The organism is Streptomyces sp. NPDC058964 (genome assembly GCF_042741275.1).
Classification (GTDB): domain Bacteria; phylum Actinomycetota; class Actinomycetes; order Streptomycetales; family Streptomycetaceae; genus Streptomyces.
In genome coordinates, this window is sequence record NZ_JBHYKH010000063.1 from 1 (window position 1) to 26,626 (window position 26,626).

Consider the following 26,626-nt stretch of genomic DNA (forward strand, 5'->3'; position numbering starts at 1 on the left):
GAGGAGATCTTCGGCCCGGTCCTCGTCGCCCTCCCGTACGACGACGAGGACGAACTCGTGGCCCAGGCCAACGACTCCGTCTACGGCCTCGCCTGCGGCATCTGGACCCGCTCGCCGGCCGTCACGAGCCGCGCGGCGCGGCGCCGGGCCGGGATCACCAGGGCGGCCACCGCGGCGAGGGCGACCACTCCGGAGCCGGTGACCAGTGCGGGCCGCAGGCCGTCGACGAAGGACTGGGCGGATTCGTAGCCGCCCTGGGCCGAGAAGATCGACGACATGACCGCGATGCCGAGCGCGCCGCCCACCTCGCGCAGCGCGTTGTTGGCGCCGGAGGCGATGCCCTGCTCCTGCGGGCGGACGCTGGACATCACCAGGTTGGCGGCGGGGGCGAAGTAGAGGGCCATGCCGATGCCACTGATGATCAGGGCGGGCAGCTGGGCGGCGTAGGAGGCGGTGGCGGTGTCCACGTAGGCCAGGTAGCCGAGTCCGATCGCCTGCAGGAAGAGTCCGGTGGCGACGACGGGGCGGCCGCCGATGCGGTCGGAGAGGATCCCCGCGATGGGCGCGACGAGCATCGGCATACCGGTCCAGGGCAGCATCCGCAGGCCCGCCTCGGTCGGCGAGTAGCCGAGCACACCCTGCATGTACTGGCTGAGCAGGAAGATCGACCCGAACATCCCCAGGAACATCAGCAGGCTGGCGGCGTTGATCCCCGCGAAGGCACGGGAGCGGAACAGTCGCATGGGGAGCATCGGGTTCTCGGCGCGGGAGCCGTGCACGACGAAGGCGGTCAGCAGGGCGGCACCCGCGATCAGCCCGGTCAGCACGAGGGAGCTGGTCCAGCCGTCGGCGGGTCCGCGGACCAGGCCGTAGACGAGACCGAAGAGACCGCCGCTGGCGAGGAGGGTGCCGGGGATGTCGAGCCGGGCGCCGGCGCCGTAGGACTCGGCGAGGCGGAGGCGGGCGAGCGGCAGCAGGGCCAGACCGAGCGGGACGTTCAGCCAGAAGATCCAGTGCCAGGAGACGTGTTCGGTCAGGCTGCCGCCGATGAGCGGTCCGGAGGCGACAGCGAGGCCGTTGACGGCGCCCCAGATGCCGTACGCCATGCCGCGCTTGGCGGCGGGTACGGCCGCCGTGAGCAGGGTCATCGTCAGTGGCATCATCACGGCCGCGCCGACGCCCTGCACCGCGCGGGCGGCGATCAGGGAGTCGATGCCGGGTGCCATGGCCGCCGCCGCGGAGGCGCCGGTGAAGACGGTGAGCCCGGCGAGGAAGAGCCGGCGGCGGCCGAAGCGGTCGCCGAGGGCGGCGCCGAACATCAGCAGGACGGCGAAGGTGAGCGTGTAGGCGCTCACGGTCCATTCCAGGTCGTCCAGCGCTCCGCCGAGGTCCCTGCGGATGGAGGGCAGGGCTGTGGTGACGACGAGGTTGTCCAGGGACGCCATGAACCCGGCGACGCTGGTGATGACGAGGGCCCAGACGACCTGGCCGCGACGCGTGGTGGTCGGTTCGGTCCGCTGTTCCGTCTGCCGTTCGGTCTGCTGTGACATCGCTCCCCCAGAGCGTGATTCCACGATCAATGATTAGTTATTGATTACTAACTTCGGCGCCCATGAAAAGGCGGCGGACCGCCCCTCCCTGTCGCCCTACTTCTCCAGCCGGCCCGTGACCCGGGCGGTCGGATACATCCCCTGCCAGACCTGGTGGTCCGGCGGAAACCCCATGGCCGTGAGGGTGTTGATGAGCATCCCGTAGGCCATGAAGTTGGTCGTCTCACCCACATCGGCCCCCAGCGGCAGATGCACGGTCTCCCAGAGCCTCATCCAGCCGGCGCGCACCGCCTCGCCGAACTCGTGATCGCCCTCCGCCTCGGCGGCCGCGACGGCGATGTACGCCTGCATCTGCATCTGGAGCCGTTCCGGGTGCTCCTGGATCAGGCGCACGTACGCGTTGGCCATGGCACGCACGGCCTCCTCGCCGTCCAGCCCCTTGGTCGCCTCCTCGAAGACGTTGCACACGTCCTCCATGCAGCGCAGCGAGGCGGCGGCGAAGATCGCCTTCTTGCCCGGGAACAGGCGGAAGAGATACGGCTGCGAGACACCCACCCGCTTGGCGATCGCCTCGGTGGAGGTGCCGTAGTAGCCCCTCTGCGCGAACTCGGCGATCGCGGCGCGTACGACGCTCTCGCGCCTCTCCTCCGCACTCATCCTGGCCATGCGAGTAAGTTAGTACTCAATCACTAACTAAGTCAAGACGGATCGCCGGAGGACTCTCGCGGGAACGCGTAAGGGGCGCCTCACCAGGGAGGACGCCCCTTACCGCGCGCTCTCGCTCAGGCCAGTCGCACGACGGCCCGCGACATTCCGAGCACCTTCTGCCCGTCACTGGTCACCGTCAGGTCGACCCGCACGGTCTTGTCGTCGAGCTTCGCGCCCACCTTGCCGGACACCTCGATCACGGCACCCTTGTCGTCGTTCGGGACGACGACGGGCTTGGTGAACCGGACGCCGTAGTCGACGAGCGCCCCCGGGTCGCCGGTCCAGTCCGTGACGACGCGGACGGCCTCGGCCATGGTGAACATGCCGTGCGCGATGACGTCCGGCAGGCCCACCTCCTTGGCGAACTTCTCGTTCCAGTGGATGGGGTTGAAGTCCCCTGAGGCCCCTGCGTACTGGACGAGCGCGGCCCGGTCCACGGGGAAGGACTGCGCCGGCAGCTCGGTGCCGACCTCGACGTCGTCGTAAGCGATCCTGGCCGTCATCGGTTTCTCACGCCTCCTCGGCCGCACGGGCCACGAGCTTGGTCCAGGCGGTCACGACGTGCTCGCCGGCCTCGTCGTGGACCTCGCCGCGGATGTCCAGGATGTCGTTGCCCGCCATGGACTTCACGGCTTCGATGGTCGAGGTCACCGTGAGCCGGTCACCGGCGCGCACGGGGCGCTTGTAGGCGAACTTCTGGTCGCCGTGCACGACCCGGCTGTAGTCCAGGCCCAACTGCGGGTCCTGGACGACCTGTCCGGCCGCCTTGAAGGTGATCGAGAACACGAAGGTCGGCGGAGCGATCACATCCGGGTACCCGAGCGCCTTGGCGGCCTCCGGGTCGGTGTACACCGGACTTCCGTCTCCGACGGCCTCCGCGAACTCGCGGATCTTCTCCCGGCCGACCTCATAGGGATCGGTGGGCGGGTAGGTCCGTCCCACGAAGGACTGGTCGAGCGCCATGGGCTCGGCACCTCCTGGTTGCTCTGCTGACCTCTACTGACCGGTACTGGGTCACTGAACGACGCGAGGCCGCCCCCGATCACTCGGGAGCGGCCTCGTCGTACGAGCCTGATTTATCGCGTCTCGCGGTGCGCGGTGTGCGCATTGCAACGCGGGCAGTGCTTCTTCATCTCAAGACGGTCCGGGTTGTTACGCCGGTTCTTCTTGGTGATGTAGTTCCGCTCCTTGCACTCCACGCAGGCCAGCGTGATCTTCGGGCGGACGTCGGTGGCAGCCACGTGAGTGCTCCTTGACGAACGGATGGGTCAATTTCAACGCAAGAAAGAGTAGCCGATCGAAGGACCGACCCCGCAATCGGCTACTGTCAGTAGCGGTGACCGGACTTGAACCGGTGACACAGCGATTATGAGCCGCTTGCTCTACCGACTGAGCTACACCGCTTTGATGCGATCGAGCCCCGCCTTGCGGCGGGGACCTCTCACACCAGAGCCCCAATACGGAATCGAACCGTAGACCTTCTCCTTACCATGGAGACGCTCTGCCGACTGAGCTATTGGGGCGAGCGATGAAGACATTACACGCTCGGCAGCCGTTCACCCAAATCCGTTTCGGGCTGCCCTCCCGGCCCCCGCTCCCGGGCTTCCCGGCGGCCCCGCGCGCACCTCGCGCAGGCGCCGCCCCCGCCCGTGACCGGCCCGCTTCGGTACGACGGACCACGCCGGTACGACTATTGCGCTCCTCCCCGCCCCGCGCGGTTCGCCACCCTAGGCTCGACTCACTCTGCGTGATCTTGCGTCCCCCGTGCACGGTCCCCGAGCCTCTTGCCCCCCGGCCCCTGGACCCCCGAGCCCCTGGAGCGCGATGCCCGACAGCCAGCCGCAGCCGCCCCCTCCGTCGTCGAACTCGTCGGGGTCCTCGGGACAGTCCGACGGGGCCACCCTGCTGCTGTGCGGGGCCCGGCTCACCGACGGCCGGACCGTGGACGTGCGGCTGGGCGGCGGGCGCATCGAGGCGGTCGGCACGGCCGGCAGCCTGGCACCGGGGCCGGCCCGCGCCGTCGGCACGCGCGTGGACCTCGCCGGCTATCTGCTCCTCCCCGCCCCGGCCGAACCGCACGCACACGCGGACTCCGCGCTGTCCGCCGACGCCGGCGGACCGGTCTCGTACGACCCGGAGGACGTCCAGCGCCGATCCACGGAGGCCGCCCTCCTGCAACTGGGCCACGGGGCCACGGCCCTGCGGGCGCATGTGCGCGTGGGCGACGTCCCGGCGCTGGGCGCCCTGAGCGCCGTACTGCAGACGCGGCGGTCGCTGCGCGGTCTGACGGATCTGACGACGGTGGCCGTGCCGAGAGTGCTGACCGGCGTGGCCGGAGCGGAGGGACTCGCGATACTGCGGGACGCGGTGAAGATGGGCGCCACGGTGGTGGGCGGCTGTCCGGATCTGGACCCCGATCCCACGGGATACGTGGAGGCGGTCCTGGAGGTGGCCTCCGAGCACGGCTGCCCCGTCGACCTGCACACGGACGCCGCCGACCCGGCCCGCCTGGCCCGGCTCGCGGCGATGGCGGGCGGCCTGCGCCCCGGCGTGACCCTCGGCCCCTGCGCCGGGCTGGCCCGCCTGCCCACCGAGGCGGCCTCACGCGTCGCGGACCGGTTGGCCGCCACCGGGGTCGCGGTGGTGTGTCTGCCCCAGGGCGGCTGCGGGGGCGTGGAGCGGCGGGGTACGGCTCCGGTGCGGCTGCTGCGCGCGGCCGGGGTCAGGGTCGCGGCCGGCAGCGGCGCCCTGCGGGACGTCTCCAATCCCGTCGGCCGCGGCGACCCGCTGGAGGCGGCCTATCTCCTGTCCTCCCGCTACGGCCTGCGCCCCGAGGACGCCTACGACGCGGTGAGCACCTCCGCCCGTTCGGTCCTCGGCCTCCCGGAGGTACGCGTGGAGGCCGGGTTTCCCGCCGAACTCCTCGCCGTACGCGGCCACGACCTGGCGGGCGCCCTCTCCCTGGCGTACAGCCGGATCGTGGTGCACCGGGGCCGCGTGGTGGCCCGCACCAGCGCGGTACGGGAGTACTGCAACTCGGCGGCAACGGCGGAGCTGGGGCTGCCTCGGCAGGGGCGGGGCGAAGTTTCCCAGTAGACGAGGTGTCCTGGGCGGCACCCCGGGGATGCCCCACCTCTCGCCCCTCGCCCCTCACCCCCGGACACGACTGCCGGGGCGGCACTGAAGTCGTGCGGCGGACGGCGTTCTTCGGGCGTACGGTCGGAAACATGCGCATTGTCATTGCTGGGGGTCATGGTCAGATCGCGCTGCGGCTGGAGCGGCTGCTCTCCGCGCGCGGGGACGAACCCGCGGGGATCATCCGCAAGGCCGAGCAGGGTGACGACCTGCGGGAGGCCGGAGCCGAACCGGTCCTGCTCGACCTGGAGTCGGCCACGGTGGAGGAGGTCGCGGCACACCTGCAGGGCGCGGACGCGGCGGTCTTCGCGGCGGGCGCGGGCCCGGGCAGCGGCGCGGCCCGCAAGGACACGGTGGACAAGGGCGCGGCGACGCTGTTCGCGGACGCGGCGGTACGCGCGCGCGTACGCCGTTTCGTGGTCGTCTCCTCGATGGGCGCGGATCCCGCGCACAAGGGCGACGACGTGTTCGACGTGTACCTGCGGGCGAAGGGCGAGGCCGACGCGTACATCAGCGGCCTCGATGCCCTGGACTGGACGATCCTGCGCCCCGGCGCACTGACGGACGACGCCGGGACCGGCCTCGTGCGCCTGGAAGCACACACCGGCAGGGGCGCGGTCCCGCGCGACGACGTGGCCGCCGTTCTGGCGGAGCTCGTCGACACCTCGGCGACGGCCGGCCTGACCCTGGAGCTGGTCGGCGGGTCGACGCCGGTGTCGGTGGCCGTGAAGTCGGTGGCGGGGAACTGAGGTTGCCCCCGGACCGCGGGCCCGTTCAGAAGAGGGGCAGCTGTCCGGGGAATTCCGGTACGGCGTAACCGTCCAACGAAGGCTGGACCGCTTCCAGTTGTGCCTGCCGACGCGACCCGGCACAGGACACCAGCTCCCCGCTCCCCCGCGCCGCGGGCGGATCGTGCCGCGCGAAACGCCCCGCGACGACGGCGATTTCGCGACGGCAGACCGGACAGGTTCTACGACGGAAGGGCATGGGGCCAGTGTGTCCCGGAGCGGGCGGCACGTACCCGGTCGCTCCTGTGCCGGCACGGCCCTGAACCGGGTGCCGGCCGACGGGACTTACGCGGTTCAGGACCGTTGACGGAGCACGATGCTCCTCGCAGAGGGCCCACCCGCTCTCGCCGCCTTGCCTCTGACCCGCGCGCTCCAGCGCGCCTTACGCGCACCCGGGGAACCCCCGGCACAACGCTGGTCACGAGACTCCGTGCCGACGCCGTGCCACCGCACCGCGGGCTGCACTCGATCGGCCCCTCGGCAAGTTCCACGGCGCCGGCATGCCGCGCAGTACGTGAGACACGTCACCCCGCCCCGCCGCCCCGAGTGATCGCCCCAACACGAAGAGACCCCCTCCATCCTGCGTTTCCGCAGATCGGAGGGGGTCTTCCCCAGTGTGGCGGCGCCAGGATTCGAACCTGGGAAGGTAGAACCGGCAGATTTACAGTCTGCTCCCTTTGGCCGCTCGGGCACACCGCCGGGGTTTGCTGCCACATCGAACCGCTTCTCGGCGGTGCTCCCTGGCAACGACGTAAACAATACCCGATGCCGAGGGGTGCTTCGCCACTCGATTGACCGGCGCCCGGAGGACTCGGGGTGGCTAGGCTGGTGCGGATGCGGCCCGGCTCAGTGCCGGGCTCGGCGGCCACCCCCACGCACGCCGACACGCACCCGATACGCACCCGGATACAAGGAGCCACAGGACATGGCCGACTCCAGTTTCGACATCGTCTCGAAGGTCGAGCGGCAGGAGGTCGACAACGCCCTCAACCAGGCCGCCAAGGAGGTCTCGCAGCGCTACGACTTCAAGGGCGTGGGCGCCTCGATCGCCTGGTCCGGCGAGAAGATCCTGATGCAGGCGAACTCCGAGGAGCGGGTCAAGGCCATCCTCGACGTCTTCCAGTCCAAGCTGATCAAGCGCGGCATCTCGCTGAAGGCGCTGGACGCGGGCGAGCCTCAGCTCTCCGGCAAGGAGTACAAGATCTTCGCGTCGATCCAGGAGGGCATCTCCCAGGAGAACGCGAAGAAGGTGGCGAAGATCATCCGGGACGAGGGCCCCAAGGGTGTCAAGGCCCAGGTTCAGGGTGAAGAGCTGCGCGTCAGCTCCAAGAGCCGGGACGACCTGCAGGCCGTGATCGCCCTCCTGAAGGGTCAGGACTTCGACTTCGCACTGCAGTTCGTGAACTACCGGTAGTTGACGGGGCGGGGCACGAGGAAGGGTGGGCACCTGTCAGGTGCCCACCCTTCCCGCCTGCCGGCTGCGGTCAGGGGCGCGCTCAGTCGCGCGAGTTGCCGAACAGGATGCGGTAGACGATCAGCAGGACCAGTGAGCCGCCGATGGCGGCGGCCCAGGTGGCGCCGTCGTAGAAGTTCTTGGAGATCGGGTGGTCCAGCCAGCGGGCCGAGATCCAGCCCCCGATGAACGCGCCCGCGACGCCGATCAGCGTCGTTCCGATGAAGCCGCCGGGGTCGCGGCCCGGCAGCAGGATCTTCGCGATGGCTCCGGCCAACAGTCCCAGGATGATCCAACCGATGATGCTCATACCGTGAACCTGCCCTCCCGCCCTGTGTTCGCACTGTCCCGGCCCTGTGACTTGCATCCGGGCCGGGCTGCGCTTCGCAGGCCTTGCCGTGCCGTGGTCCGGGGCGCTCGCGCGCGTGTTCGTGCCGTATCGACCAAGAAGACGTCACGGGTGCACCGAGCGGTTGCAGGGATCAGTAGGGTGCGCCGCATGACACGCACCGAATCCCGCCTGCGACGCACTCTGGGGGTGCGGGACGCCGTCGTCGTAGGACTCGGCTCGATGATCGGAGCCGGGGTCTTCTCCGCACTGGGGCCCGCCGCACGGGCGGCCGGGTCGGGGCTGCTCGTCGGACTGGCCCTCGCGGCCCTGGTGGCCTACTGCAACGCCATGTCCTCGGCTCGGCTGGCCGCCCTGTACCCGGCCTCCGGCGGCACGTACGTGTACGGGCGCGAGCGGCTCGGGGACTTCTGGGGGTATCTGGCCGGCTGGGCGTTCGTGGTCGGGAAGACGGCCTCCTGCGCGGCCATGGCGCTCACCGTGGGCACGTACGTCTGGCCGGGGCAGGAGCACGCCGTCGCCGTCGCAGCCGTGGTGGTGCTGACCGCGGTGAACTACGGCGGCATCCAGAAGTCCGCCTGGCTGACCCGGGCGATCGTGGCCGTGGTGCTGGCGGTCCTCGCGTCCGTCGTGGTGGTGTGTCTCGGCTCCGGACAGGCCGAGGCCGGCCGGCTGGGCATCGGCCTCCCGTCGGGCGTGGGCGGGGTGCTTCAGGCGGCGGGTCTGCTGTTCTTCGCGTTCGCCGGATACGCGCGGATCGCGACCCTGGGCGAGGAGGTACGGGATCCGGCGCGCACCATTCCCCGCGCGATCCCGCTGGCCCTCGGTATCGCGCTGGCGGTGTACGCGTGCGTGGCCGTCGCCGTCCTCTCCGTGCTCGGCGCGGAGGGTCTCGGCCGGGCGAGCGCTCCGCTGGCCGAGGCCGTGAAGGCGGCCGGAGTACCGGCCCTGGCGCCCGTGGTGCGGGCGGGAGCCGCGGTCGCGGCGCTCGGGTCGCTGCTCGCGCTGATCCTGGGCGTGTCCCGGACGACGCTGGCCATGGCCCGCGACCGCCATCTGCCCCGGGCCCTGGCCGCCGTCCATCCGCGCTCCCAGATCCCCCACCGGGCCGAACTGGCCGTCGGAGCGGTCGTCACCGTGCTCGCCGCGACGGTGGACGTGCGAGGCGCCATCGGCTTCTCGTCCTTCGGCGTGCTGGCCTACTACGCGGTGGCCAACGCATCGGCCTGGACGCTGAGCCCGGCTCCCCGGTCGCGTGTGGTCCCGGTGGTGGGGCTGTTGGGGTGCGTGACACTGGCGTTCGCGCTGCCGGCGGCCTCGGTGGCCGTCGGGGCCGGAGTGCTGGCCGTGGGGGCAGGAGCGTACGGCGTACGTCGGTGGGCGGGGCGCGGCGGAAACAGCTGAAGGGACTCCGGCGGCGCGCCGCCCGGCCGCCGTGCACCCGAAGGACCGCAGGGCGTGGACGCCGACGCGGGTGGCCGGTGGCCGCTGTGCCGAGCGGATCGTCTCGGAACGTTCCCGATCACGCCACAGGAGCGCTGCGGTTCCGCCTGAACGCATGACCAGCTGATACTTGTGTCAGCCGGCAGTGCCAGCGGAGCGACCCCGAGAGGTGCCGATCATGAAGGTGTTCAACCTGCTGCTCAACGTCCTGTGGCTCGTCTTCTGCGGCATCTGGATGGCGATCGGGTACCTGATCGCGGCACTGATCTGCTTCGTCTTGATCATCACCATCCCGTTCGGCATTGCGTCGCTGCGTATCGCCGGTTTCGTCCTGTGGCCGTTCGGACGCACCACTGTGGACCGTCCGGACGCCGGGGCGGGATCGTTCATCGGAAACGTGATCTGGGTGATCTTCGCAGGCTGGTGGTTGGCTCTGGGCCACCTGATCACGAGCATCCCGCTGTTCCTGTCCATCGTCGGGATCCCCTTTGGATGGGCCAACCTGAAGCTCATCCCGATCTCGCTCATGCCGCTCGGGCGTGAGGTGGTTGCGACGGATCAGGGGTTCGGCGGACGCTGAGCGGGCCGCCGCCGAGCGGTAGCACTTGCCTCGCGCTTCTGACATGTGGGGCGTGCCCGCGGACGGGGACCGCTGATCGAACGCCGGGCCGGTGGCCGGTGACGGATCTGCCGACGCTCGGACGTCAGGCGACGCGGGTCAGTGGGGCGCATTCCCAGGTCGCGTCGATCACCTCGGGGCGGGGCCGGTACATGCGAAGGGCCACGAACCAGGTGCCTTCCGTCGCGGTGGGCAGCCAGTTGGCTTCCTGGTCCGGGCCGGGCGGCTCACTTTGCAGTCGGATGGTCAGTCCGCCATCGGCGTCCCACTGAAGACCCTCGGAGCGGTCGCCCAGCGAGTACCGATCGGCCGGGTTGGGGATCAGGTTCATGTCCTCCCCGTAGGCGGTCAGCGACCAGAAGGCATCCACCGGAGGCAGCGCGTCGCTGTCGAAGTGCAGTTCGTACCGACCGTCGGAGGTCAGCTTGTTGCCGCCCGCGTCCTCGAAGTTGAGCAAGTAGACCGCCTCGGCCGGGTCGTTGGCGGCAACGCCGATCAGCGCCTGGTCGGCGGCTCGTTTGAGGAAGTCGTCGCCGAAACGCCCCATCTGCGCGGGCGGGTAGCGCCAGCCGTGAACGAGGTGGGCCCAGTCGCCGCTGAGTATCTGCTGCCTGAGCATGGGCAACCCGACGGCGGCGGCCCGGGTCAGGCTTCGTTTGACCGTGTCGGGCTGTGCCTCGACGTCGAGGCCGGGACCTATGCCGATCCGGGCGAACTGCTGGAGAAGGAGGTCGTGGTGGGACGGCGGGGGATTCTCGGCCAGCATGGCGTTCAGGGTCTTCCACGGGCCCAGCGGATCCTCCGCCGCCGGGATCGGCGTCAGGACGTCACGGCTCTCGGGGACCTTCGCGTCCGGCTCACCGAACAGGCTGAGCGGGGTGAGCCCGTACTGCTTCTGGAGTTCCCGGACGCGTGGTACGTCGTCCGGGCCGCTGACGAGGGTGCGGCCGAGGACGAGGACCCAGCGACTGGGCGCCTTCTTCAAACGCCGCACCCCGCCGGGAAGTTTCCCCTCCCAGCCGGGGCCGACGAGGGCGAAGCCGCCCGCGCCGGAACCAGTGGTGCGCTGACCGACGTAGTCGAAGTTGTCGGACGTGATTCCGACCAGCTCGAAGGTGAAGTAACGATCGCCCATGTCCGGATGGGACAGGATGACCGGCTCGCTGCCGAGATCCACCCAGGCCACCGAATACAGAGTGTCGTTGTTGGGGCACCCGCCGTCGCGATAGGTCGCATCCAGCAGCCGCTCGGCGTGCCAGAAGTGATTGACAGCCGCATACGGAATCGTCGACGGGTTTCGCGGCTGCGTCACCCAAGCGTGCCTCAGCTGGGCGTAGTAGATGTACGGAAAGCCGTAGACGAACGCCTGCTCGCCGAGCGTGTAGGCGTACTCGCCACGCCAGTCGTCCATCCGCCCGGTCAGGATCGGCTTCACCGCCTGACTCAGCGCGGGCATGATCCCGGACAGCTCGCGGACCCGGTCGATCGCCGGCTTGGGGTGAAGGGCTACGCGCCCGGCGGCCCTTGCCGCCGTGAGTGCTGCGCCCGCCACGTCCTCGGGGATCCGTCGCCAGGCAGGGCTCTGCAATGTTTCGGACATGTCAGCATCACTTCGCTCATGAGTGCAGAAGGAAGATCAGGCAGGTTCCCGGTGTCCCGGGCCGAATGGTGCGCCTGGATCCATCGTCCCCCGGTTGCCCGGACGGCGCAGGCCGAGGCCCTGTTCACCGACATGGATCCCGGTGCCTGCTCCCTGGCGCGCGTTCTTCGAGGGGCGCTTCAACGCCCGCGAAGTGGCTCGGTCCGGGGCCGGCTGCATGGGCGGGCGGGAGGACTTCACCGTGGGCCGGCTCCTCAGGGCCGTGGAGGACCGGCAACCGTCCAGGACGAAGGCCGAGCGGCTCGGCGACCCCAGGCCGGGCCGGCCGCAGCGGGCTCCGGTCCGCCCCGGTCCCTCAGGTGGCCGGGCTCGCTTCCCTCGCCCGCAGCCTGCGAGCGAGCAAGCCCAGCAGGGTGGCGTTGACCAGCCCGGACAGTGCCACGCCGACAGAGAAGATCAACGGGCTCAGCCAGGAGAGCGAGGAGTACTCCGCGGCAGCCGCCACCAGGGAGGCGAGGATGCCCAGCGGTGCCGTGGCCATCAGCGGCCAGATCCCGGCGAACCCGGGGTCCGGCGAGAAGTAGACGGCGTACAGGAAGGACCCCAGTGCCGCCGTGACCACCGCGAGGTACCCGCGTGCGAGCCAGTTGTCCACCGCGGGGGCCGGCAGGGCCGTCAGTCCTCGAAGGCGGGGGCGCGCAGAACGCGCCGGGTCCGTTCCCCCCTGCTCGGAGAGATCCGGGATGCGCGGGAGGGAGCCACGCGCGCCGGCCGGTGCGGTGGTCGCGGACCTCGCAACGAGGGCGCCCAGTACGGCGGCGTTCACGAGGGCGCACAGAAGGAGCCATACGGTCCACAGGCCGATGGCGAGCACCTCGACCGCCCTGCCGCCCCCGGTGCCGGGACCGAAGGGGAGGAGCACACCCAGGAAGGAGAGGGGTGCCGTGAGCATCAGAGGGGCTGAGGCGAAGCCACTGTCCGGGAAGAGGAACATGACCAGGACGGAGGCGGCGAGTACGGCCAGATAGCCCCGGGCGAGCCGGTTGTCCGTGGCAAGCGCAAGGAGTCGGCGCAGGCGGGGGATGCGGCGCCGGCGGGAGGCATTCGGCATTGAGGGCCCCTTCGGATCTGTCGGAGTTGGTGATCTCCACAGTGGACCTGAGGGCGGGCTCCGGCATGAGTACGGCTACTCATCGGCAGGGCTGCAAGACCTACCAGGCTGCTCAGGCACACTGACCCCAAGTCCCTCCGGGCCACCCCGGCGCTGCTCTCATCGCAGCCGGAACCGCCGAGGACCCCGGCCAACGGGCGCGAATTCAGGGGGAGTCAGCGGCCGAGGAGCGGGGAGGACGAAGTGCCTGACACCCCCGTCATGCGGACGCCTGGCAGGACACTGTCCCCGCGTTCAGGATGGCCTTCACCGGTTGCGCCCTGCCATCTTCTCGAGCCGGGCGATCCGGTCCGCCATCGGCGGATGCGTCGAGAACATCTTGGACAGTCCCTGTCCCGGGCGGAAGGGGTTCGCGATCATCATGTGGCTCGCGGTCTCGATCCTGGGCTCGGGCGGCAGCGGGAGCTGCTTGGTGCCGGCGTCCAGCTTGCGCAGGGCGCCGGCCAGGGCGAGCGGGTCGCCGGTCAGCTGGGCGCCCGATGCGTCGGCCTCGTACTCCCGTGAGCGGCTGATGGCCAGTTGGATGACGCTGGCCGCGAGTGGCCCCAGGATCATGATGAGCAGCAGGCCGAGCAGGCCGGGGCCGTCGTCGTCGTCGGAGCGGCCGATCGGGATGAGCCAGGCGAAGTTGACCAGGAACATGATCACCGAGGCGAGGGCGCCGGCGACCGACGAGATGAGGATGTCGCGGTTGTAGACGTGGCTGAGCTCGTGGCCGATCACGCCGCGCAGCTCGCGCTCGTCCAGGATGCGCAGGATGCCCTCTGTACAGCACACGGCGGCGTTGCGCGGGTTGCGGCCCGTCGCGAAGGCGTTGGGCGCCTCCGTCGGGGAGATGTACAGGCGGGGCATGGGTTGGCGGGCCTGGGTGGAGAGCTCACGGACCATGCGGTAAAGGGCGGGTGCCTCGAACTCGCTCACCGGGCGGGCACGCATCGCGCGCAGTGCCAGCTTGTCGCTGTTCCAGTACGCGTACGCGTTGGTGCCCAGCGCGACAAGGACGGCGACGATCAGCCCCGTGCGGCCGAAGAAGCTGCCGATGACGATGATGAGTGCGGACAGTCCCCCGAGGAGTACTGCCGTCCTGAGCCCGTTGTGCCGGCGGTGCACGGTACGCCCTCCAAGTGGTGCAGCAGGGGAACCCTTTGCTTGCTGAGCTGCTTGTCTGTCTCCGGAGCCACTGGTGCCTTGGTGTCACATCCAGTGGACCCTCCCGCACTGGTCAACGCCAGGCGGCGGCCTCTAGTTCCCTTGTGCGTACGGCGGCGCCGGTGGGCCGTCCGGGTGACGTAGGCCATGGGCGGCGCCCCGCGCGCGTGGGGCCGCGCACCCCACCTGCGCGGGGAGGACTCAGAACAGGCCCGTGGCCGCGAAGCGCAGCACCAGCTGGGGTGCTCCCGACAGGGCGACACCGAGGACCGCGGTGAGCGTGATCGCGGCCGTGAGCGGGGCGGGGACGTGGTGCTTGGCGGGCTCGCCCTCGGGGGCGCGGAACAGCAGGGCCGTCCACTGGAGGTAGTAGAAGAGCGCGATCACCACGTTGACGGCCATGACCACGGCCAGCCAGCCGAGGCCGGCGTCCACGGCCGCCGAGAAGACGGTGACCTTGGCGAAGAGACCGATGACGCCGGGCGGCAGTCCGGCCAGGCAGAGCAGGAAGAAGGCCAGGGTCAGGGCGGCCAGGGGGTTGGACGCGTACAGGCCCCGGTAGTCCGAGACGCGGTTGAGGGACTTCGTACGGCCCACCACGGCGGCCACCGCGAAGGCGCCGAGGTTCACGGCGGCGTACATGAGGGCGTACGCGACGGTGGAGCCGATCGCCTTCTGGGGGTCCTCGGCGTACCCGGCGGCGGCGATCGGCACCAGGAGATAGCCGGCCTGGCCCACGGAGGACCAGGCGAGCAGCCGTACGGCGCTGTACGCGCGCGTGGCCTGCTGCCGCAGGGCGCCGACGTTGCCCACGGTCATGGTGAGGGCGGCCAGTGCGGCCAGGGCGGGGCCCCAGACGTCGCCGTACGACGGCAGCGCGACGACGGTGACGAGGATCAGGCCGGAGAAGCCGACCGCCTTGCCGACGACCGACAGGTAGGCGGCGACGGGGAGCGGAGCTCCCACGTAGGTGTCGGGCACCCAGAAGTGGAAGGGGACGGCGGCCGTCTTGAAGGCGAAGCCGACGAGGGTGAGGACGACACCGGCCTGCACGAGCGTGTGGAGCTGCCCGGGTACGTGCTGGATCCGGTCGGCGACCTGGGTCAGGTAGAGGGTGCCCGTGGAGGCGTACACGAAGCTGATGCCCATCAGGCTGACCGCGGTGGCGGTGACCGACGACAGGAAGAACTTCAGGGCCGCTTCGGAGGACTTGCGGTCGCCGTGCCGGATGCCGACGAGGGCGAACGCGGGCAGGGAGGCGACCTCCAGGGCCACCACGAGGGTGGCGAGGTCGCGGGAGGCGGGCAGCAGGGCGGCCCCGGCCGCCGAGGACAGCAGCAGGAACCAGAACTCGCCCTCGGGGATGTTCCTGCGGGCGTCCTTGAGCGCGGTGACCGACAGCAGGGCGGCGAGCAGGGCGCCACCGAGGACGAGGAACTGGACGACGAGGGTGAACCGGTCGGCCGTGTAGCTGCACGCGCGCGGGTCGCCGGTGAGGCAGAAGGTGCTGCGGTCGCCGTCCAGGAGGGGCAGCAGCAGGAGGGCCGAGGCGGCGAGTCCCGCGACGGAGACCCAGCCGAGGACGGCCTTCCTGGCGTCGGACAGGAACAGGTCGGCGACGAGGACGACGAGTGCGACGACCGCGGCGGCGGTGGGCGGGGCGATCGCGAGCCAGTCGACGGACTGGACCGCCGACTGGGCCAGCGGCTGGGCCAGGGCGCTCATCGGGTGCCTCCTGCGAGGAGCTGCTGCACGGCCGGATTCGTGAGGCCGAGGAGGACCTTGGGCCACAGTCCGGCGACGACGGTGAGGACGACGAGCGGGGTCCAGGCCGCGAACTCGTACGTGTGTACGTCGGCGAGTTTCGGCATGTCCTGCGGTACGGCGCCCATGCAGACGCGGCGGACCACGACGAGCATGTACGCGGCCGTCAGCAGCGTGCCGAACGCGGCGATGGACATGAACGTGAGGAACGCGGGCCGGCTCAGGTCGGCCGCGGGGTTGAACGCGCCGAACAGGGCCAGCATCTCGCCCCAGAACCCGGCCAGGCCGGGCAGTCCGAGCGAGGCGACCGCGGCGAAGGCGAGCAGTCCGCCCATGCGCGGGGCCTTGCCGTACAGCGCGGCGCCCTTCTCCTCGGCCAGGGCGTCGAGGTCGGTCGTGCCCGTGCGGTCCTTCAGCGCTCCGACCAGGAAGAAGAGGAGGCCGGTGATGAGGCCGTGGGCGATGTTGGCGAACAGCGCGCCGTTCACGCCGGTCGGGGTCGTGGTCGCGATGCCGAGCAGGACGAAGCCCATGTGGCCGACGGAGGAGTAGGCGATGAGCCGCTTGAGATCGCCTTTCGCTCCCTGCTTGGCGAGGGCCAGGCAGGCCAGGGACCCGTAGATGATCCCGACGACGGCGAAGGCGGCGAGGTAGGGCGCGAAGGTGTGGAAGCCCTCCGGCGCGATCGGCAGCAGGATGCGGACGAACCCGTACGTACCCATCTTCAGCAGTACGCCGGCCAGCAGGACCGAGCCGACGGTCGGGGCGGCGGTGTGGGCCTCTGGCAGCCAGCTGTGCAGCGGCCACATCGGCGTCTTGACCGCGAGTCCGATCCCGATCGCCAATACCGCGATGACCTGCACGGATGTGGTCAGTGACCGGCCGTTGTCAGTGGCGAGTGCCACCATGTCGAACGTGCCCGCCTTGATTCCGATCAGGAGCAGGCCGAGCAGCATGACGACGGACCCGAGCAGTGTGAAGAGGATGAACTTCCAGGCCGCCTGGGTCCGGCCCTCACCGCCCCAGCGGGCGATGAGGAAGTACATCGGGATGAGCACCGTCTCGAACGCGAGGAAGAACAGCAGCAGGTCGAGGACGGCGAAGGTCGCGAGGGTGCCGGACTCCAGCACGAGCAGCAGGGCGACGAAGGCCTTCGGGGACGGGCCCGCAGGCATCTTGAAGTAGGAGTAGAGCGCGCAGAGGAAGGTCAGCAGCGCGGTCAGGACCAGAAGGGGGAGGGAGATGCCGTCGATGCCGAGGTGGATCCGCACGTCGAGTGCGGGGATCCAGCTGATGTCGGTCGTGGCCTGCATCCTCGACGGATGGTCGTGGTCGAAGCCGAGCGCCAGGACGATCGCGGCGATGAGGATCGCGCCGGTGACGGTCACCCCGTGCCGTAGGACGGCCTGGTCGGGAGACTTCCCCTTCAGCCCGGGAGGGGCGGGCAGGAGGGCGGCGACCGCGCCGAGGAGCGGGCCGACGACGACGAATGCCAGGAGGAACTGCATCACGGACTCGTTGATATCGATCACGCCTGCTCACGCTCCCGTGGCGACGAGGAGGACGGCGACCGCCAGGACGACGGAGCCGGCGAGCAGCGCGCTCACATAGGTCTGCACATTGCCGGTCTGGGCGCGCCGTACGGCGGCCCCGAGCAGCCGGGGCAGCGCGGCCGCGCCGCGTACGTAGGTGTCGACGACCTCGCGGTCGAGGAACCGGACGAGACTCGCTCCGGCCTGGACCGGGCGGACGAACAGTGCCGCGTACACGGCGTCCAGGTGGAAGCCGACGGCCGCGTGGCGGTGCAGCGGGCCGAGCAGCAGCCGTCCGGGGTCGGCCGGGTCGGGCGCGTACGCCACGTCGCCGTAGGCGGGCTTGTGGCCGGCGATGGCCTCCGCCTCGACGAGCCCGGCGTCGCCCTCGGGATGGGCGGCGACGGCGCCCAGGGGGGTCCGGGCGGCCAGTGCGCTGGTGCGCTGCCAGGCGCCGTAGGTGACGAGGACGCCGACCAGGGCGAGGCCGGTGCCGAGGACGGACGTGATGAGGGTCGGGTTCAGGTCGCGACCGTCGAACCAGTCGGGCAGCAGGCGGTAGGTGAGCCCGCCGAGGGCGAGCGACGGCACGGCGAGCACCCAAAGGACCACGGTCATCGTCAGCGGCTGCCTCCCGTGGTCCGGGGCCTCGGCGCCCCGGCCCCGGAAGGCCAGCAGCCACAGGCGCGTGGCGTACGCGGCGGTGAGCAGGGCCGTGAGCAGCCCGGCGACGAGGACGATCCAGCCGGCGCTGCCGGGAGCATGCCCGGTGTGGCCGGTGGCGACGTGCTCGGCGGCGCCGAGGACGGACTCCTTGGAGAAGAAGCCGCTGAACGGCGGGATCGCGGCGAGCGCGAGGAGCGCCACGGTCATCGTCCAGTAGGCGTCGGGGACGCGGTCGCGCAGATGGCTCATACGGGACATGGCGGCCAGCGAGTTGGTGCCGGCGGCATGGATGATCACGCCGGCCGCGAGGAACAGCAGCGCCTTGAAGGCTCCGTGCGACAGGAGGTGGAAGACGGCGGCACCGCGGTCGCCGACGGCGAGGGCACCGGTCATGTAGCCGAGCTGGCCGATGGTCGAGTAGGCGAGGACGCGCTTGATGTCGTCCTGGGCGAGCGCGGCGAGGCCCGAGCCGGCCATCGTGACGGCGGCCATCACGGCGAGGACGATCAGCGCGGCCGAGGAGGCCTGGAAGACGGGGAGGAGACGGGCGACGAAGTACACGCCGGCGGCGACCATCGTCGCGGCGTGGATCAGCGCGGAGACGGGGGTCGGGCCCGCCATCGCGTCGGGAAGCCAGGTGTGCAGCGGGAACTGCGCCGACTTGCCCGCCACGCCCGCCAGGAGCAGCAGGGCGACGAGGGTCGGGTGGTGCAGGTTGCCGCTCGCGACGGCGCCGAGGACCTTCGGGATGCTGAAGGAACCGGCGTCGGTGGCCAGGGCGAACAGACCGATCAGGAACGGGACGTCGCCGAGCTTGGTGACCAGGAAGGCCTTGATGGAGGCGGCGCGCGCCTCGGGCGTCTCCCAGTAGTGGCCGACCAGGAAGTAGGAGCAGATGCCCATGACTTCCCAGCCGACCAGCAGCACGATCAGGTCGCCGGAGTAGACGACCAGGAACATCGCGGAGGTGAACAGGGAGACGAGGGCGGCGTACGACGGGTAGCGCGGGTCGTCCCGCAGGTAGCCGGTCGAGTAGACCTGCACGCAGGTGGCGACGACGCCGACGAGTACGGCGACGAGCGCGGCGAAGCCGTCGATGTCCAGGGCCAGGTCGATCGGGATCGAGCCGGTCGGCGTGAGTTCGGTGTGGGCGGTGATGGCCGCGCCGCCGCCCTGGCGCACGGCGACCAGCGCGGCCAGCACCAGCGAGGCGAAGGTCGGCAGGACGGCGAGCGGGCGGACGAAGCCGGGGACCGTGCGGCCCAGCAGCAGGCCGGACACGGCTCCCAGGAACGGCAGGAGGGGGACGAGGACGGCGAGGGTGGTCGTGGTCACGCGGTGGCCTCAGCCTTCTCGGCCGCGGGGGCGTCGCTGTCGGGGCCGTCGGCCTCGTGTCCCTCGGCGGTGTCGCGGAGCCTGTCGATGTCGGAGGTGCCGCGGTTGCGGTAGACGGCGAGGACGATCGCCAGGCCGATGCCGATCTCGGCGGCGGCGATGGCGATCGTGAACAGGGTCAGGGCCTGCCCGGAGTGCAGGGTCTCCCGGGCGGCCTTGCTGAGCCAGACGTCGAAGGCGACCAGGTTGAGGTTCACGGCGTTGAGCATCAGCTCGACCGACATCAGGACCAGGATCGCGTTGCGCCGGGCGAGGACGCCGTACAGGCCGGTGCAGAAGAGGAGGGCGGAGAGCACGGCGGGATAGGCGAGGTGCATCAGCGGACACCTTCCTTGTCTGCCTCACCGCTGCGGGTGCCGGGGACCTGCCCGGTGGCCGGGGTGGCCGCGTCCGCCCCGGCCTTGCGGGACAGGACGATCGCGCCGACCAGGGCGGCCAGGAGGAGCACGGAGAGGGCCTCGAAGGGGAGGACCCAGTTCTGGAAGAGGCTCTCGCCGGTGACCTTCGTCGACCCGGCGGCGGCTCCGCCGAGGTCGATCCAGGTGGTGCGGAAGGCGTCGACGACCACCCAGACCAGGGCGGCCGCGGCGGCGACCGCCACGGTGAGGGCGGCCCAGCGGTTGCCGGAGTCGGCGTCCGGGGAGCGGCCGATGGGGGCCTTGGTGAGCATCAGGCCGAAGAGGAGGAGCACGACGACGGAACCGACGTAGATCAGGACCTGCACCCAGGCGATGAACTCGGCGGTGAGCAGGAGGTACTCGACGGCGAGGCCGCCGAGGGTGACCACGAGCCACAGGGCGGCGTGCACCAGTTGCCGGGTGGTGACGGTGACGAGGGCGGCACCGAAGGTGACCAGGCCGACGAGGAGGAAGGCGATCTCGACACCGTTCGGGGACAGGAAGCCGTGGGTGGCGGCGGCGAGGGTCACGCGTCCCCCTCCTGAGGCTCGGCCTGCGCTGCCGCGAGCTTCTCCGCGGTCTTGCGGGCGGCGGAGATCTCCTTCGGCTCCTCCGCGCCGGGGTCGAGGGCGGGCGGGGCCGGGACGGTCCACATCCACTCGCGGAGCTTGTCGCGCTCGTGGGTGAGTTCGTGGATGTCGGTCTCGGCGTACTCGAACTCCGGGGACCAGAACAGGGCGTCGAAAGGACAGACTTCGATGCAGATGCCGCAGTACATGCACAGGGAGAAGTCGATGGCGAAGCGGTCGAGGACGTTGCGGCTGCGCTCGCGGCCGCCGGGGGCCGCCGCCGGGACCGTCTCCTTGTGCGAGTCGATGTAGATGCACCAGTCGGGGCACTCGCGGGCGCACAGCATGCAGACCGTGCAGTTCTCCTCGAACAGACCGATCACGCCGCGGGTGCGGGGCGGGAGGTCGGGCTGGACGTCCGGGTACTGCTCGGTGACCGTCTTCTTCGTCATCGTGCGGAGGGTGACGGCCAGGCCCTTGGCCAGGCCGGAGCCGGGGAAGGGGGACACTAGGAGATCACCACCTTGACGATGCCGGTGAGGGCGATCTGGGCGAGGGAGAGGGGGACGAGGAGGGTCCAGGAGAGCTTCTGGAGCTGGTCCTCGCGCAGCCGCGGATAGGTGACGCGCAGCCAGATGACGACGAAGGCGAGGATCGCCGTCTTCAGCAGGGTCCAGAGCCAGCCGAGGCCCTCGGCACCCCAGGGGCCGTGCCAGCCGCCCAGGAAGAGGACGGTGGTCAGGCCGCACAGGACGATGATCCCGGCGTACTCGGCGAGGAGGAACAGGGCGAAGCGCAGGCCGGTGTACTCGGTGTACGCGCCGAAGATGATCTCCGAGTCGGCGACGGGCATGTCGAAGGGCGGCCGCTGGAGTTCCGCCAGGCCGGCCACGAAGAACACGATCGCGCCTGTGATCTGCCAGGGCACCCACCACCAGTGGAAGGCGTCGAGGATGCCCGGGAGGGAGACCGTGCCGGCCGCCATCGCCACCGAGGCGGCGGCGAGGAGCATCGGGAGTTCGTAGGCGAGGAGCTGGGCGGCGGTGCGGAGGCCGCCGAGGAGGGAGAACTTGTTGGCGCTGGCCCAGCCGGCCATGAGCGAGCCGAGGACGGCGACGCCCATCACCGCGAGCACGAAGAAGACGCCCGCGTCGAGGACCTGGCCGACCGCGCCCTCGCCGGGGCCGATCGGGATGGCGAGCAGGACGAGCAGATAGGGAAGGAGCGCGACCGCCGGGGCGAGCTGGAAGATACGGCGGTCCGCGCCCGCCGGGACCACGTCCTCCTTCTGCGCGAACTTCACGCCGTCCGCGATGAGCTGGGCCCAGCCGTGGAAGCCGCCGGCGTACATCGGGCCGAGGCGGCCCTGCATGTGGGCCATCACCTTGTGCTCGGTCTGGCCGACGATCAGGGGGAAGGTGAGGAAGACGACGAAGACGGCCAGGAGTCGCAGGGTGACGTCGAGCGCGTCGTTCACTGCCGGCCTCCTGGGCGGTCGTCTCGGGTGTGGTCTTCGGGGGAAGGCGCGGCCGTGGGCGGCTGCTCCTCGGGGGCGGGTTTCCCGGGAGTGGACTCGGTGGGGGCCGGTTCCTGGGAGGCCGACTCTTCCGGGGCGGCTTCCCCGGGGACCGGGCGCTCGACCGTCGGTTCCGCGGACGCGGGCGACTCCGGCGCGGGCGACTCCGGCGCGGGTGATTCGGACACCGGCTGCGTGGGGGCGGCTTCCGTACCGGGCGCGGGCGGTTCCGCGGAGGTTCCGGGACGGTCCGTGCCGGGTTCGGCCGCCCGCTCCGGTTCCGGTTCGTCGAAGGCCGGGCGGGCCGGGGCGGGCGGGAGCTGGCCCTTGAGAGGGCCCCACTCGTTGGGGTCGGGGACACCCGGCGGCAGCATCTGACGGCGCTTGGGGCCGCCGTGGTCGGACTCGCCCGGTTCCTTCGCACCGGGCCAGGCCTTGGCGACGCGGGCCGCGAGGACGAAGTCCTTGCGCAGGGGGTGGCCCTCGAAGGTCTCCGGCAGCAGGAGGTGGTCCAGGCCGGGGTGGTTCTCGAAGCGGACGCCGAACATTTCGTGGGTCTCGCGTTCGTGCCAGGCCGCGCCCGCGTAGACACCCACGGCGGAGGCGAGGACCGGGCTGCCGTGCGGGACCGTGGTGCGCAGCAGCAGGCGGCGGACCGGGAACAGGGCGACCACGTGCGCGGAGACACGGAAGCCGGTGCCCGGCTCGTCGACCGCGCTCAGCCAGTCGAAGTAGGTGCAGGACAGGGTCGTGCGCGCCGTCTCCAGCGCGGAGATCCAGGACGCGGGCGGCACGTCCACCGTCAGGACCTCGTACGACTCCTCGGCCGTGGCCTCCGTACCGAAGAGCTCCTCGGCGGGGGCGGGCAGCCAGCCGACCCTGGTCATCGCGCGGCCCCCTCGGCGGCGGGCGGCTTCACCAGGGGGCTCTGCAGCGCGGCCACCGAGGGCCGCGGGGCGCCGCTGGCGCCGTACCGCTCCTCGAGCGACTCCCTGGCGATCTTCTCCTGGAGCTTGAGGATTCCCTGGAGCAGCGCCTCGGGGCGCGGCGGGCAGCCCGGGACGTAGACGTCCACCGGGATGATCTGGTCGACGCCCTTGGTGACGGAGTACGAGTCCCAGTACGGGCCGCCGCAGTTGGAGCAGGCGCCGAAGGAGATGACGTACTTCGGCTCGGGCATCTGCTCGTACAGACGCTTGACCGCGGGGGCCATCTTGTCCGTGACCGTGCCCGAGACGACCATCAGGTCGGCCTGGCGCGGCCCCGGTGCGAACGGGATCACGCCGAGCCGGATGAAGTCGTGGCGGGCCATCGACGCGGCGATGAACTCGATCGCGCAGCAGGCGAGGCCGAAGTTGAAGACCCACAGCGAGTAGCGGCGGCCCCAGTTCAGGACCACCTTCATGGGCTCCGGGGCCAGCCGGGCGAGCGCGCCCAGTCGCTTGGGCTCCGGGAGCAGCAACGGCTCGGAGGTCGAAGGAGTCGCTTCTGGTGTCGTGTCCGTCGTGTCCGTCGAGTCGGTCGCGTTCGTCACGTCCATGCCAGGACTCCCTTCTTGTATGCGTACAGCAGGCCCACGGCGAGGAAGCCGAGGAAGATGAACATCTCCACGAGCGTGGTCGCGCCGTAGCCGGGGGCGGCGAAGACCGTCGCCCACGGGAACAGGAAGATCGAGTCGACCGCGAAGATCACGTACAGGAAGGCGTAGACGTAGTAGCGGACCTGGGTGTGTGCCCAGCCTTCTCCCACGGGGTCCACGCCGCACTCGTACGTCAGCAGTTTCTCGGGCGTGGGCACCACCGGCCGCAGCAGCCGTCCCGCGCCGAAGGCGACTCCCACGAAGAGCACGCCCACAAGAGCAAGCAGTCCCACGACCGAGTAGGACTGGAAGTACTCCGCCGCGACGGCGGTCGAGCCCCCCAACGTCTCCCGCAACGTCCGTCCCTCGCTCCCTGACCTGGTGACTTCAGTTAACTCTTGATTCGACGATCTGTACGCACGGGAGTCTAGGCCCTGATAAAGAGACCGTAAGCAGCCTGTCACGCCGTGAGACACCGGGGTGGGGTTTTCCCCAGGAGACCGCGGCGGCGAACTTCATGGCGCGGCCGGGCGGCGCACGGCACCCTAGCCCACATGACCGCTCTCTCCACCGTCCCCGGAACGGCCCGGGCCGACGGCGACGAACCGCTTCCGCCGGCCCGGTTCGCCTACGACGTCCACACCTGGAAGGAGATCGCGCATCTCCTGGTGAACCTGCCGGTGGCGGTGTTCGGCTTCACGTACGCGGTCACCGCGGTGTCCGTCAGCGGCGCGCTGACGGTCACCGTGGTCGGCTTCCCGTTGCTCGCGGCCGCGCTCCTCGGCTCCCGGCAGCTGGGGAAGCTCGAGCGCGCACGGGCCCGGAAGCTGCTCGGGGTGCGGGTGGAGGAGCCGAGCCCGTTGCCGCTCGGCAGGAGCGGCGGGCTGCTGCAGCGGCTGTGGATGGCGCTGAAGGACCCGGTGGGCTGGCGGACGCTGCTGTACGACCTCATCCGGCTGCCGTGGGGCATCCTGACCTTCGTCACCGTGCTGACCGGGCTGTTCGCGCTGTGGCCGGTGCTGCCGTTCGTCGTGCGGGGGCTGGCGAACGTGGACCGGGTGATGGTGCGCGGGCTGCTGTCACCCTCCGACGAGCTGGAACGCCGTATCGCCGAACTGGAGTCCGACCGAGGGGTCGTGGTCGACACGGCCGCCGCCGACCTGCGGCGCATCGAGCGCGATCTGCACGACGGGGCGCAGGCCCGCCTGGTCAACCTGGCGATGGGCCTCGGTCTGGCCAAGGAGAAGCTGCTGGAGGGCCAGGCCGACGAACACGTGGCCGCGATGGTCGAGGAGGCGCACGGCGAGGTGAAGCTGGCGCTGCAGGAGCTGCGGGACCTGGCGCGCGGCATCCATCCCGCCGTGCTCACGGACCGCGGCCTGGACGCGGCGCTCTCCTCCGTCGCCTCCCGCTGCACCGTGCCCGTGAAGGTCACGGCCGACCTGGAGTCGAGACCGGCTCCCGCGATCGAGGGCATCGCCTATTTCACGGTCTCCGAGCTGCTGCAGAACATCAGCAAGCACAGCGGGGCGCGGTCGGCCTCGGTCGACGTGTGGCGGACGGACGACCGGCTGCTGATCCAGGTGTCCGACGACGGCCGCGGAGGCGCACGGCTGGACGGCGGCAGCGGTATGCGCGGCCTGGCGGAGCGGCTGGACGCCGTCGACGGGCTGTTCGTCGTCGAGTCCCCGCCCGGCGGTCCCACCACGGTCACGGCGGAGCTGCCCTGGCGGGACCGGCCGGAGGCCCCCCGGGAGGGGTAGGGAAAACCCCCCGGGGAACAGGCCGACGGCCTCCATGGTCCGCGGACCTGCGGCGCAGCAGGGTGGAGGTACGGCAACACAGCCGCCGGACGAGGAGAACGGACGACGCCGATGGCCACGGAGTACGGACAGGGGTACGGGCACTACAGCGGGCCCGGATTCCGGGACGCGGACGAGGGAGCGCGACGGCACCGGCTGCCCGCCGCCCTGCGGGCGCCGTTCGAGGCCCGCAGCTGGCGCGAGTTCGGCTACGTACTGCTCGGCCTCCCGGTCGGCATCCTGCTGTTCGTGTTCGCCGTGACGACGGTGTCGCTCGGGGCCGGCCTGCTGGTGACGTTCCTCGGGGTCCCGGTGCTGGCGGCCGCGCTGGCCGGATGCCGCGGCTTCGGGGCGCTGGAGCGGGCGCGGGCGCGCGGGCTGCTCCGCCTCGAGGTGGCCGACCCGGAGCCGTTGCGCATGTCCAAGCCGGGGGCGCTGGCCTGGATGGGCGCGGTCCTGAAGAGCGGCACGTCGTGGCGGCACCTGCTGTACGCGGTGCTGCAGTTCCCGTGGGCGGTGTTCTCGTTCGTGGTCGCGGTGAACTTCTGGGCGTACGGCTGGGCGCTGCTGACGTATCCGCTGTGGTTCTGGGTCTTCCCCATGTACGGCGGTCAGGGCGGCCTTCAGCTGTACGGCGACGGGACCCACAGCGTCTACCTCGACAACCCCTTCGAGATCACGGTCACCGCGCTGGTCGGCCTGCTGTTCACGCTGGCCACGCCGTGGATCGTGCGGGCGCTCACGCTGGTGGACCGGCTGCTGGTGCAGGAGCTGCTCGGGCCGTCGCGGCTGGCGACGCGGGTGGTGGAGCTGGAGTCGGACCGGGGGGTCGTGGTCGACACGGCCGCCGCCGACCTGCGGCGCATCGAGCGGGACCTGCACGACGGGGCGCAGGCACGCCTCGTGACGCTGGCGATGGATCTGGGGCTGGCGAAGGAGAAGCTGACCGAGGACCCGCGGGCGGCGGCACGGATGGTCGAGGAGGCGCACGGCGAGGTGAAGACGGCGCTGCAGGAGCTGCGCGACCTGGCCCGTGGAATCCATCCGGCGGTGCTCACGGACCGGGGGCTGGACGCGGCGCTGTCCGCGGTCGCCTCGAGGTGCACGGTGCCGGTGCGGGTCGAGGTGGACCTCGCGGAGCGGCCGGCGCCGGCCATCGAGGGGATCGCCTACTTCACCGTCTCCGAGCTGCTGCAGAACATCAGCAAGCACTCCCGGGCCCGCCAGGCCACGGTGGACGTGTGGCGGTCGGACGACCGGCTGATGCTGCAGGTCATGGACGACGGGGTGGGCGGAGCCGATGTGTCCGCGGGCTCCGGGCTCGCGGGGCTGACCGGGCGGCTGGACGCGGTGGACGGAATCCTGGTGGTGGACTCGCCGGCGGGCGGTCCCACCCGGGTCACGGCGGAGCTGCCCTGGCGGCACTGACCGGTCCGGGCG

27 protein-coding genes, 3 tRNA genes and 1 pseudogene are annotated in these 26,626 nt (G+C 70.9%); 8 read left to right on the top strand and 23 right to left on the bottom strand.

What is annotated here, in order from left to right:
• A pseudogene (locus ACFW2E_RS11135) lies at positions 1-144 on the top strand (aldehyde dehydrogenase family protein); the annotation flags it as partial.
• Here the strand turns inward: ACFW2E_RS11135 and ACFW2E_RS11140 are convergent.
• The 7 genes from ACFW2E_RS11140 to ACFW2E_RS11170 form a co-directional block, all read right to left on the bottom strand.
• Positions 81-1,550: a DHA2 family efflux MFS transporter permease subunit gene (locus ACFW2E_RS11140; RefSeq protein WP_384464783.1), complete on the bottom strand. Its 1,470-nt coding sequence runs from the start codon at positions 1,548-1,550 to the stop codon at positions 81-83. The pseudogene ACFW2E_RS11135 and the gene ACFW2E_RS11140 overlap by 64 nt on opposite strands.
• Positions 1,551-1,646: 96 nt before the next feature.
• Positions 1,647-2,216, bottom strand: a complete 570-nt coding sequence (locus tag ACFW2E_RS11145) for a TetR/AcrR family transcriptional regulator (RefSeq protein ID WP_384464786.1) — start codon at positions 2,214-2,216, stop codon at positions 1,647-1,649.
• Between the two features lie 116 nt (positions 2,217-2,332).
• Positions 2,333-2,761 (bottom strand): MaoC family dehydratase, encoded by a 429-nt coding sequence (locus ACFW2E_RS11150; RefSeq protein ID WP_384464789.1) that lies wholly within the window; start codon positions 2,759-2,761, stop codon positions 2,333-2,335.
• 7 nt (positions 2,762-2,768) lie between these two features.
• Entirely contained in the window at positions 2,769-3,221 is a 453-nt protein-coding gene (locus ACFW2E_RS11155; protein WP_384464792.1) for a MaoC family dehydratase N-terminal domain-containing protein, read from the bottom strand.
• Between the two features lie 113 nt (positions 3,222-3,334).
• On the bottom strand, positions 3,335-3,499 hold the full coding sequence (gene rpmG / locus ACFW2E_RS11160; RefSeq protein ID WP_003948671.1) for a 50S ribosomal protein L33: 165 nt from the start codon (positions 3,497-3,499) through the stop codon (positions 3,335-3,337).
• 90 nt (positions 3,500-3,589) lie between these two features.
• Positions 3,590-3,662, bottom strand: a tRNA-Met gene (locus tag ACFW2E_RS11165).
• 46 nt (positions 3,663-3,708) lie between these two features.
• Positions 3,709-3,781: transfer RNA gene (locus tag ACFW2E_RS11170), tRNA-Thr, on the bottom strand.
• A gap of 301 nt (positions 3,782-4,082) precedes the next feature.
• Between ACFW2E_RS11170 and ACFW2E_RS11175 the strand changes: the two genes are divergently transcribed.
• On the top strand, positions 4,083-5,354 hold the full coding sequence (locus ACFW2E_RS11175) for an amidohydrolase family protein (protein WP_384464797.1): 1,272 nt from the start codon (positions 4,083-4,085) through the stop codon (positions 5,352-5,354).
• 131 nt (positions 5,355-5,485) lie between these two features.
• The gene (locus tag ACFW2E_RS11180; protein ID WP_384464800.1) at positions 5,486-6,142 is read left to right on the top strand and encodes an NAD(P)H-binding protein; all 657 of its coding nucleotides are present in this window, start codon (positions 5,486-5,488) and stop codon (positions 6,140-6,142) included.
• 25 nt (positions 6,143-6,167) lie between these two features.
• Here ACFW2E_RS11180 and ACFW2E_RS11185 read toward each other — a convergent pair whose 3' ends face one another.
• Together ACFW2E_RS11185 and ACFW2E_RS11190 are read right to left on the bottom strand one after the other, a co-directional pair.
• Positions 6,168-6,380: a hypothetical protein gene (locus ACFW2E_RS11185; RefSeq protein WP_384464803.1), complete on the bottom strand. Its 213-nt coding sequence runs from the start codon at positions 6,378-6,380 to the stop codon at positions 6,168-6,170.
• A gap of 418 nt (positions 6,381-6,798) precedes the next feature.
• Positions 6,799-6,880 (bottom strand) — tRNA-Tyr (locus ACFW2E_RS11190).
• A gap of 226 nt (positions 6,881-7,106) precedes the next feature.
• Between ACFW2E_RS11190 and ACFW2E_RS11195 the strand changes: the two genes are divergently transcribed.
• A complete protein-coding gene (locus ACFW2E_RS11195) occupies positions 7,107-7,595 on the top strand; it encodes a YajQ family cyclic di-GMP-binding protein (RefSeq protein ID WP_263211521.1) in 489 nt (162 codons plus the stop codon).
• Positions 7,596-7,677: 82 nt separating this feature from the next.
• Here ACFW2E_RS11195 and ACFW2E_RS11200 read toward each other — a convergent pair whose 3' ends face one another.
• The gene (locus ACFW2E_RS11200) at positions 7,678-7,944 is read right to left on the bottom strand and encodes a GlsB/YeaQ/YmgE family stress response membrane protein (protein WP_384464806.1); all 267 of its coding nucleotides are present in this window, start codon (positions 7,942-7,944) and stop codon (positions 7,678-7,680) included.
• Positions 7,945-8,133: 189 nt separating this feature from the next.
• Here ACFW2E_RS11200 and ACFW2E_RS11205 point away from each other — a divergent pair, with 189 nt between their 5' ends.
• Together ACFW2E_RS11205 and ACFW2E_RS11210 are read left to right on the top strand one after the other, a co-directional pair.
• On the top strand, positions 8,134-9,387 hold the full coding sequence (locus tag ACFW2E_RS11205) for an APC family permease (protein WP_384464809.1): 1,254 nt from the start codon (positions 8,134-8,136) through the stop codon (positions 9,385-9,387).
• 217 nt (positions 9,388-9,604) lie between these two features.
• Positions 9,605-10,006, top strand: coding sequence for a YccF domain-containing protein (locus tag ACFW2E_RS11210; protein WP_384464812.1), 402 nt, complete (start codon positions 9,605-9,607; stop codon positions 10,004-10,006).
• 124 nt (positions 10,007-10,130) lie between these two features.
• On the opposite strand, the gene ACFW2E_RS11215 is transcribed toward ACFW2E_RS11210, so the two are convergent.
• The 13 genes from ACFW2E_RS11215 to ACFW2E_RS11275 all read right to left on the bottom strand — a co-directional run bounded on the left by ACFW2E_RS11215 (position 10,131) and on the right by ACFW2E_RS11275 (position 23,740).
• Positions 10,131-11,645 carry a DUF1254 domain-containing protein gene (locus ACFW2E_RS11215; RefSeq protein WP_384464815.1) on the bottom strand — a complete coding sequence of 505 codons (1,515 nt, stop codon included), beginning with the start codon at positions 11,643-11,645 and terminating at the stop codon, positions 10,131-10,133.
• A 355-nt stretch (positions 11,646-12,000) separates the two neighbouring features.
• Positions 12,001-12,756 carry an SCO4225 family membrane protein gene (locus ACFW2E_RS11220; RefSeq protein WP_384464818.1) on the bottom strand — a complete coding sequence of 252 codons (756 nt, stop codon included), beginning with the start codon at positions 12,754-12,756 and terminating at the stop codon, positions 12,001-12,003.
• A 306-nt stretch (positions 12,757-13,062) separates the two neighbouring features.
• Entirely contained in the window at positions 13,063-13,926 is an 864-nt protein-coding gene (gene htpX / locus ACFW2E_RS11225; protein ID WP_384464821.1) for a zinc metalloprotease HtpX, read from the bottom strand.
• Between the two features lie 240 nt (positions 13,927-14,166).
• Complete coding sequence (locus ACFW2E_RS11230) at positions 14,167-15,690, bottom strand: NADH-quinone oxidoreductase subunit N (RefSeq protein WP_384464824.1); 1,524 nt, start codon at positions 15,688-15,690, stop codon at positions 14,167-14,169.
• The gene (locus tag ACFW2E_RS11235) at positions 15,687-17,261 is read right to left on the bottom strand and encodes an NADH-quinone oxidoreductase subunit M (protein WP_384464827.1); all 1,575 of its coding nucleotides are present in this window, start codon (positions 17,259-17,261) and stop codon (positions 15,687-15,689) included. Before ACFW2E_RS11235 ends, ACFW2E_RS11230 begins: the two co-directional genes overlap by 4 nt.
• A gap of 6 nt (positions 17,262-17,267) precedes the next feature.
• On the bottom strand, positions 17,268-19,262 hold the full coding sequence (locus ACFW2E_RS11240; RefSeq protein ID WP_384464830.1) for an NADH-quinone oxidoreductase subunit L: 1,995 nt from the start codon (positions 19,260-19,262) through the stop codon (positions 17,268-17,270).
• The gene (nuoK, locus tag ACFW2E_RS11245; protein WP_384464833.1) at positions 19,259-19,639 is read right to left on the bottom strand and encodes an NADH-quinone oxidoreductase subunit NuoK; all 381 of its coding nucleotides are present in this window, start codon (positions 19,637-19,639) and stop codon (positions 19,259-19,261) included. Before nuoK ends, ACFW2E_RS11240 begins: the two co-directional genes overlap by 4 nt.
• Positions 19,639-20,250 carry an NADH-quinone oxidoreductase subunit J gene (locus ACFW2E_RS11250; RefSeq protein ID WP_384464836.1) on the bottom strand — a complete coding sequence of 204 codons (612 nt, stop codon included), beginning with the start codon at positions 20,248-20,250 and terminating at the stop codon, positions 19,639-19,641. Before ACFW2E_RS11250 ends, nuoK begins: the two co-directional genes overlap by 1 nt.
• A complete protein-coding gene (locus ACFW2E_RS11255; RefSeq protein ID WP_384464839.1) occupies positions 20,247-20,798 on the bottom strand; it encodes a NuoI/complex I 23 kDa subunit family protein in 552 nt (183 codons plus the stop codon). The genes ACFW2E_RS11250 and ACFW2E_RS11255 overlap by 4 nt, the downstream gene beginning before the upstream one ends.
• A complete protein-coding gene (locus tag ACFW2E_RS11260) occupies positions 20,798-21,766 on the bottom strand; it encodes an NADH-quinone oxidoreductase subunit H (protein WP_384464842.1) in 969 nt (322 codons plus the stop codon). The genes ACFW2E_RS11255 and ACFW2E_RS11260 overlap by 1 nt, the downstream gene beginning before the upstream one ends.
• Complete coding sequence (locus ACFW2E_RS11265; RefSeq protein ID WP_384464845.1) at positions 21,763-22,692, bottom strand: NADH-quinone oxidoreductase subunit C; 930 nt, start codon at positions 22,690-22,692, stop codon at positions 21,763-21,765. Before ACFW2E_RS11265 ends, ACFW2E_RS11260 begins: the two co-directional genes overlap by 4 nt.
• The gene (locus tag ACFW2E_RS11270) at positions 22,689-23,345 is read right to left on the bottom strand and encodes an NADH-quinone oxidoreductase subunit B (RefSeq protein ID WP_384464848.1); all 657 of its coding nucleotides are present in this window, start codon (positions 23,343-23,345) and stop codon (positions 22,689-22,691) included. Before ACFW2E_RS11270 ends, ACFW2E_RS11265 begins: the two co-directional genes overlap by 4 nt.
• Positions 23,336-23,740, bottom strand: coding sequence for an NADH-quinone oxidoreductase subunit A (locus tag ACFW2E_RS11275; RefSeq protein ID WP_384464851.1), 405 nt, complete (start codon positions 23,738-23,740; stop codon positions 23,336-23,338). The genes ACFW2E_RS11270 and ACFW2E_RS11275 overlap by 10 nt, the downstream gene beginning before the upstream one ends.
• A gap of 198 nt (positions 23,741-23,938) precedes the next feature.
• Between ACFW2E_RS11275 and ACFW2E_RS11280 the strand changes: the two genes are divergently transcribed.
• Positions 23,939-25,147, top strand: coding sequence for a sensor histidine kinase (locus tag ACFW2E_RS11280; protein ID WP_384464854.1), 1,209 nt, complete (start codon positions 23,939-23,941; stop codon positions 25,145-25,147).
• 111 nt (positions 25,148-25,258) lie between these two features.
• Entirely contained in the window at positions 25,259-26,614 is a 1,356-nt protein-coding gene (locus ACFW2E_RS11285; protein WP_384464857.1) for a sensor histidine kinase, read from the top strand.
• Positions 26,615-26,626: the final 12 nt, after the last annotated feature.